The following is a 6,000-nucleotide window of genomic DNA, read 5'->3' as shown; positions in this document are numbered from 1 at the left end:
GTGACCTTCACGCATCAGCATGATGGTGGCACGTTCTTCAGTAGTAAGGTGGTGGTAGCAATGAGTCATAGCGATAGCGTACCTGATCGATCAGGTGTTGCACTTGCTCATTGAGACCGCCAACCTTCAAGCGTATTCTTGGAGGATGCTCTAACATAGTTACTGGTCTTGGTGAGCTTCGTAATAAAGTTGGAGATGCTCATGGCCAAGGGCCTCGGCCAGTTAAGCCGAGTCCTCGACATGCTGAATTTGCAGTCAACCTTGCGGGAACCATGGCTGCTTTTTTGATTGCTACACTCGAGGTAAGGAAAAATCCCTAATTTCCTGATCTAAATCTTCCAGAAGCATGGTTTCGATTGAGTCTTTCGCAGCACCGTCGTGACCTGGAAAGAGTGTCGCTGTAGTCACTCCTAACATTTCTATCTGTCGCATCAGATTGTATGCTTCCGAAAGAGGAAGAAGATGCCTTTTTAGATAGCTCCGGGAATGTCTATGATTCAAAAGATCAAGATCGCCAAGATCAAAGCCTTTGATGAACGTAAAGCGCCCCTTCTGAGCGGCTAAGTTCTGGCTGGTGGAGCCTGGAGCATTTCTAATCCTAAAGGTTTCCTTGAATCCTGCTGCTTGCATTGTGTCAAGTTCTACAACGGCAAGCATCCACTCTGAAAGATTTGCATCTTCTCTCTGTGAAAGCAGCCTTCCCCTTTCATGTATGGCCTGAGAAACAGAGAAGTAGCAAGCAACTAATGGTGAAGTTGTCCAGTCTAAAAGTCTTGTAGGAACCCCGTGGTGCTGTGCTTGTGCGAGAAAGTGAAATACAGCATTGTCGTCTGACGGCCAAAGGCTTGGGTACTTAAATAAATCTACGACGCGCCCATAACTGTTTGTCCCTCTTGGCTCTAACAGAAAATCTCTTAGCTGGTCGCTATCTCCAGCCACTTTTATCCCAGCATCGTCGCAAGCATTTACAAATCTTGCTAAGTACGCAATTTCCTTAAATGCTCTTGAGTCATCAGCATAGATGGCATTCAACTTGCGAGACCCTGTGGCCCTTGAAATTGATGGACTGAGAGTCCAGGACTGATGGCCTAGCCCTCTATAAATAATGCCCGCACTTTGGTTGTCAATAAAGTGTTTCAGAAGTTCTGAAGCATTGTGATGCTCACTCTGAGGTATCTCATCCCACATCGATTATTCCTTCTTATTTTGATGATTCATGTCCATTCCAGATCGAGTGCCTGACATGTCTAGGGCGTTTCGCAAAAATAAACCAAGGCACACAGGTGAACGAATAATCTACAAGCTGTGCGTACCCGGCGTCCATCCTTCGGCTCGCGTCGGTCTGCTGTCAGTGCGGCGTCGATCCGTGACCACTAGGGTGTACCTCAGCGAGCACGTCTCAAGGCGTCCTGTATCCGTATTCACATACATGGGTTGACGACCCTAGCGAGCACACCTACTGTGAACACATCCAAGTGAACACGCTGCTCGACAAGGGAGTGAACGACGATGGCTTACATCCGTGCCTATCTCCGCGCCTCCACCGATGACCAGAACGCCAGCCGTGCCCGTGAGGCGCTGACCAGCTTCACCAGCGAGAAGGGAGTGACAGTCGCGTCGTGGTACATCGAGAACGCCAGCGGGACCAAGGCCGACCGTACTGAGCTGGCGCGACTCATTGACGATGCCCACCCCGGCGACGTGCTGTTGGTCGAGCAGGTGGACCGACTGACGCGCCTGACGAAAGGCGATTGGGACAGGCTCAAGGGCGCCATCCAAAGCGCGGGCCTTCGGGTCGTCTCCCTGGACCTACCGACGAGCCATGCGGCGCTGACCGTGGGCAACGGTGACGACTTCACCGGGCGGATGCTTGATGCAGTGAACGCCATGCTTCTCGACATGCTGGCGGCAGTCGCCCGCAAGGACTACGAGGACAGGCGTAGGCGTCAGGCCCAGGGCATCGAGAAGGCCAAGCAGGATGGCCGCTACAAGGGCCGTCCGGTGAACGAGGAACTACATCGGCGGGTCATGGAGCTTCGGGAGCAAGGCTTCAGTGTCCGCAAGACTGCCGACATCGTGGGCTGTGGTGTCAGCACCGTCCAACGCGCCATGAAGCGAGCCGAGCAGCCCGCTCAGTGAGGGACAACATGCGGTGTGACATCGAGGCAGGGCCTGGCGGTCCTACTTTTTTGTGTCGGCTTGAAGCCATCCCCTGGTGAATCGGTTGTCACCGGGAGCCAGTCAGCGCGGGCAGCCTGAGAGAAGTCCATTCATCCCCTGCCGAACCAGACCCGAAAGCGGGTTAATCCTTTTATAATTAATTAATTATTTATTTATGTATGGCATGGCCTGTAGCGTGCCCGGTGCTGGCGCTCAGAGCCGGGCGCCAAGGACTACCATCAGACAGCAAGGAGACGACGCAATGCGTATTGAGTTCGCTCGCTGGGGCATAGAGCTGGCCATCATGGGATTGATCGTCAGGTTGGTCGCGGGAGATGTCTTCCTGCGGATGCCGATGGTCGGGCTACTGGCCTGGAATCAGTGCGGCCTGTCCCCGGATCGCTGGGCAGATGCCAAGCATGAGCCGGTGCTTTAGGCGCTGACGCTCAGCCATGGGGGATGGGTGCCTTGCTTCGTTCATCCCCCCGTGGGTGCCATGAAGATCGACTTCCAACCGCCACCATGCGCCCGCTCGGGGCGGGGCACGGGGAAGCGCGTTCCCTTTATAGACTCAATTACCGGCTCAGATGTGCGCCACAAAATGGCCGGGGTGGTCGCCTGTAGGAGTCCCTCGGAGTCCCGTTCCTCTGGCTCAGCGACGGACACACGGAGTCAGGCGAACACAGGTAGATCATCTTCCTGCGTGTCTGCTGTCCGCGCCACCGTGGCGATTCCTCGGCGTGGCCACTGGAAATGCAGCCATGTGAGCAACTCGGCAGGGCCAATGCCTTGATGGTCCTCCAGATTTCGCGAGAGAGCGCCAGCGCCACCACCGAGCCCACCAGGAGCAGCCGCGAGATCGCGGAGGTGGTCGAGAAACGTCACGACAAGGTGAAGCTGTCCATCTCACGACTGGCATCCCATGGTGTCATTTCACGTCCCCAATGGGGGGAAGTCAGCATTCAGCAGTCCCGCCGAGCTGAGTCCGCGTCTGTCTACTACGTCAACAAGCGCGACAGTTATGTGATCGTCGCCCAGCTTTCCCCGGAGTTCACCGCCCGCTTGGTGGACCGTTGGCAAGAGCTGGAGAAGCAAGTGGCCCAGCCGCAAGTTCCGCAGTCCTTCGCCGAGGCGCTGCGTCTGGTTTGGACAGTGAAGGCGAGGCATTGCCGAACCATGCCGCTTCAACCTCAACGACCTCCACAAGGCAGCCGGTGGTAATCCGAATGACCAGCCCGCGTTCTTCAACCGCCGGACGGAGACGTATGCCCTTATCGCTGAACTCGCAAACTCTGCGGATTCGCAGAATTTCGAGCCGAGCGTCTCACGGGCCGGCCGCAATGGTGGCACCTTCGTCGTCAAGGAGCTGGTCTACGCCTATGCCATGTGGATCAGCCCCGCGTTCCACCTGAAGGTGATCCGTGCATACGACCAGATGGTCACTGAGCCTCAGCCGCAGGTCCCCCGACGAGCAGATAGAACAGGCCCGCCGCTGCCTCCATGTCCCGTGACTGCGCCTTGAAAGTCTCACTCGCTGGCGCAAGGCATGGGCTGGCCTCCCGGTCGTGCCTGAGGCCGAGCAGCGTACGGAGGGCCTGTGAGTCGCCCTTGTCGAGGTCTTCGGGGCGACGTTGGAGAAGGATCGACATGACAGCGGGCGTGACGTGGATGTCATCATTGGTCAGATGGACATTGATCCCTCGCCGACAGACGGTCTTGTGGAGGTGGTGGAGCTTGGTCCGTGGGCTGGCACCCTTGAGCTGGCGGACAGTGTGAACCTCGATGGCCATGGTGGTGCATGCCTCTCTATCGTCTTGTGCGTCGGAACTTGCCTTCTTCCCAGCGATGGCTCAGATCCACGCCATGCGCCCGACAGGCCCTCCACACGGTCGTTCTCCCGATGCCGAAGTGTCGGGCAGTCTCAGCGATGGATGCTTGCCGGGTCCAGCGCCAATCGGCGACCGTCTTCGGGTCGATCTTGGGCATAGCCCCTGAGGGCACGGTGGACGTGTAGGACAGACCAGCCTCTCGCCAGATGGCCTTGACCTGCGTGTCACTGATACCGAAGTGTTCGGCTGTGGCGCGTCGAGTGGCTCCGTTCTGCTGTCGCCACTGGATGACCTCCTGCCTATCTACCTTGGGCTTCGGGCCGGGCTTCCGTGAGGCTTCAGAGTTCCTCGTATCCGTGTGTGACATGTCCTCCATCCTTGTCCTTGTTCTCAGGTTCTCGGGTTAGCCGTACTCCTTCACCGACGCGCCTTCAGCGCCAGCCACGGCGAGCGAGTCCGCCAGCTCATTCTCCGGGTGTCCGTCGTGGCCACGGACCCAGTGGAAGCGGACGGCGTGGGTCTGAAGCAGGGCATCAAGCTGGCGCCATAGATCGGCGTTCTTGACGTGGGCCTTACTGGCCGTCTTCCAGCCTCGACGCTTCCAGCCGCTCAGCCATTCGGTCGCGCCGTTCTGGACATACTCGCTGTCTGTCGTCAGCTCGACATGGGCGGGCCGCTTCAGGGCCTCCAATGCCTTGATGGCTGCCGTCAGTTCGGCCCGGTTGTTGGTGATCGTGTCGCCCTGGAGCTTCCCGGCGATCTTCAGGCGTTATCCGTGGCCGTTCATCAGGACAGCGCCCCAGCCGCCTTGCGGGTTGCTCTGGCCGTTGTTGCTGCAAGCGCCGTCCGTGAAGATGGAGATGGTGGGCCGTGTGTCGTCGGTGGGTGTGGTCGGTTGAACCATGGTGATCGTTCGTCCTCATTGTCGGAGACAGTCGGCCCCTTCAGCCAAGCGGACCAGCAAGACGGACGATACCGCCTGACTGCCCGACTGCCTTCGAGAATGTGCTGGGTTCGATGATGGTGATGATGTATCCCAGACACGCGCCCACGCATTGAGCAGCGAGGGAGTGTCGGAACGTCGGCCCAAGGGGAAAGCCGATAGGTGGTCAGCAAGGGCAGCCGACCGGGAGCACTGGAAGAGGTCCACGGCCCTAGTCTGTCATGGGTGGATCATGGACGATAACGACGCCAGCGATGGCGCCGGGTGTGCTCAGGGGGTGCGTCTTACAGATGGACTAGAAGAGAAGGACCTACGGAAGGGCGCAGGTGCCAGTCTTCTAGATGTCCCCTGCTACCCGTAGGCAGCCCGTCGCTGGCGCGACAGGTCGCCCGGACTGCGCCGGGGGCTACCACCTCCCCGGTGTCCTTACGTCGAGCATCTCCGCGTTCCCAAGCACCCCGACAAGCGGGGCAGTTACTAGCGTCATCTCGAAGGCGATTAAGCTACGGTGAGCAGGGGCGTCGAAGTCGGTCGCAGTATGCCTAGCCTTCTTAGAGCGGTCCCCAGAGAACGGTTGGTTCTCCATAGGTGGGCCGCAATCAATTTGGCGCTGTGTGGCGCTGTGAGCGCTTATGGGGGGGTGAGTCCCGCCCAACGGTAAAAGATCCGTGAGCGGGCGCGCATGGCGATGCGCTGGTTAGTTCAGCTCGAAGTCCACGAAATTATTCCACTCGCTAATAGCTTCTTCGGCTGCACTGCTGTGGTTGTCTATGGCGTCATTCTGTTCATCCACGAAGTTCTGGATGCACATCCGGTAGTTATCTACCTCCATGTTGAACTGATCGACTTGCCACTGGCTGGTGAACTCAAAGGGCTTGATGGGCTGAGAGCAGGAATGATCTGCGCCCCAGCGATCATGAGCGAATGCCGTTCCAGCCGACAGGCTTGCAGCGATGAGTATGGCCAAGGTCAGTTGCTTCATAGATGTCCCGCGCTAATAGTCGACGTACTTGAGAAGGCGGTCTATGGCGCCATTCCCTAAATGGTCAGTTGTTGCTGTACCGTTAG

At 57.9% G+C, this 6,000-nt stretch carries 10 protein-coding genes; 5 read left to right on the top strand and 5 right to left on the bottom strand.

Annotation, left to right across the window (positions count from 1 at the left end; genetic code table 11):
• Positions 1-110 precede the first annotated feature (110 nt).
• Positions 111-320 (top strand): abortive infection family protein, encoded by a 210-nt coding sequence (locus EBB56_RS15650; protein WP_260425378.1) that lies wholly within the window; start codon positions 111-113, stop codon positions 318-320.
• Here the strand turns inward: EBB56_RS15650 and EBB56_RS15645 are convergent.
• A complete protein-coding gene (locus tag EBB56_RS15645; protein WP_083970691.1) occupies positions 292-1,188 on the bottom strand; it encodes an FRG domain-containing protein in 897 nt (298 codons plus the stop codon). The genes EBB56_RS15650 and EBB56_RS15645 overlap by 29 nt on opposite strands.
• A gap of 321 nt (positions 1,189-1,509) precedes the next feature.
• Between EBB56_RS15645 and EBB56_RS15640 the strand changes: the two genes are divergently transcribed.
• From EBB56_RS15640 to EBB56_RS15630, 4 genes are all read left to right on the top strand, one after another.
• On the top strand, positions 1,510-2,139 hold the full coding sequence (locus EBB56_RS15640; RefSeq protein ID WP_045991745.1) for a recombinase family protein: 630 nt from the start codon (positions 1,510-1,512) through the stop codon (positions 2,137-2,139).
• A gap of 283 nt (positions 2,140-2,422) precedes the next feature.
• Complete coding sequence (locus tag EBB56_RS21925) at positions 2,423-2,596, top strand: hypothetical protein (protein WP_157033004.1); 174 nt, start codon at positions 2,423-2,425, stop codon at positions 2,594-2,596.
• 356 nt (positions 2,597-2,952) lie between these two features.
• Positions 2,953-3,381 carry a Rha family transcriptional regulator gene (locus EBB56_RS15635; RefSeq protein ID WP_083970249.1) on the top strand — a complete coding sequence of 143 codons (429 nt, stop codon included), beginning with the start codon at positions 2,953-2,955 and terminating at the stop codon, positions 3,379-3,381.
• The gene (locus EBB56_RS15630) at positions 3,326-3,682 is read left to right on the top strand and encodes a KilA-N domain-containing protein (RefSeq protein WP_083970248.1); all 357 of its coding nucleotides are present in this window, start codon (positions 3,326-3,328) and stop codon (positions 3,680-3,682) included. Before EBB56_RS15635 ends, EBB56_RS15630 begins: the two co-directional genes overlap by 56 nt.
• On the opposite strand, the gene EBB56_RS15625 is transcribed toward EBB56_RS15630, so the two are convergent.
• From EBB56_RS15625 to EBB56_RS15615, 4 genes are all read right to left on the bottom strand, one after another.
• Positions 3,600-3,950: a hypothetical protein gene (locus EBB56_RS15625; protein ID WP_045991746.1), complete on the bottom strand. Its 351-nt coding sequence runs from the start codon at positions 3,948-3,950 to the stop codon at positions 3,600-3,602. The two genes, EBB56_RS15630 and EBB56_RS15625, sit on opposite strands and share 83 nt — an antisense overlap.
• 16 nt (positions 3,951-3,966) lie before the next feature.
• Positions 3,967-4,356: a helix-turn-helix domain-containing protein gene (locus tag EBB56_RS22415; protein WP_366077750.1), complete on the bottom strand. Its 390-nt coding sequence runs from the start codon at positions 4,354-4,356 to the stop codon at positions 3,967-3,969.
• Between the two features lie 36 nt (positions 4,357-4,392).
• The gene (locus EBB56_RS15620) at positions 4,393-4,749 is read right to left on the bottom strand and encodes an RNase H family protein (protein WP_311767536.1); all 357 of its coding nucleotides are present in this window, start codon (positions 4,747-4,749) and stop codon (positions 4,393-4,395) included.
• Between the two features lie 880 nt (positions 4,750-5,629).
• Positions 5,630-5,914, bottom strand: a complete 285-nt coding sequence (locus EBB56_RS15615) for a hypothetical protein (protein WP_016854961.1) — start codon at positions 5,912-5,914, stop codon at positions 5,630-5,632.
• Between the last annotated feature and the right edge of the window lie 86 nt (positions 5,915-6,000).

The sequence above is a fragment of the Halomonas sp. YLB-10 genome, from assembly GCF_003856855.1.
Classification (GTDB): domain Bacteria; phylum Pseudomonadota; class Gammaproteobacteria; order Pseudomonadales; family Halomonadaceae; genus Halomonas; species Halomonas litopenaei.
This window is presented reverse-complemented; position numbering and strand designations above follow the sequence as displayed.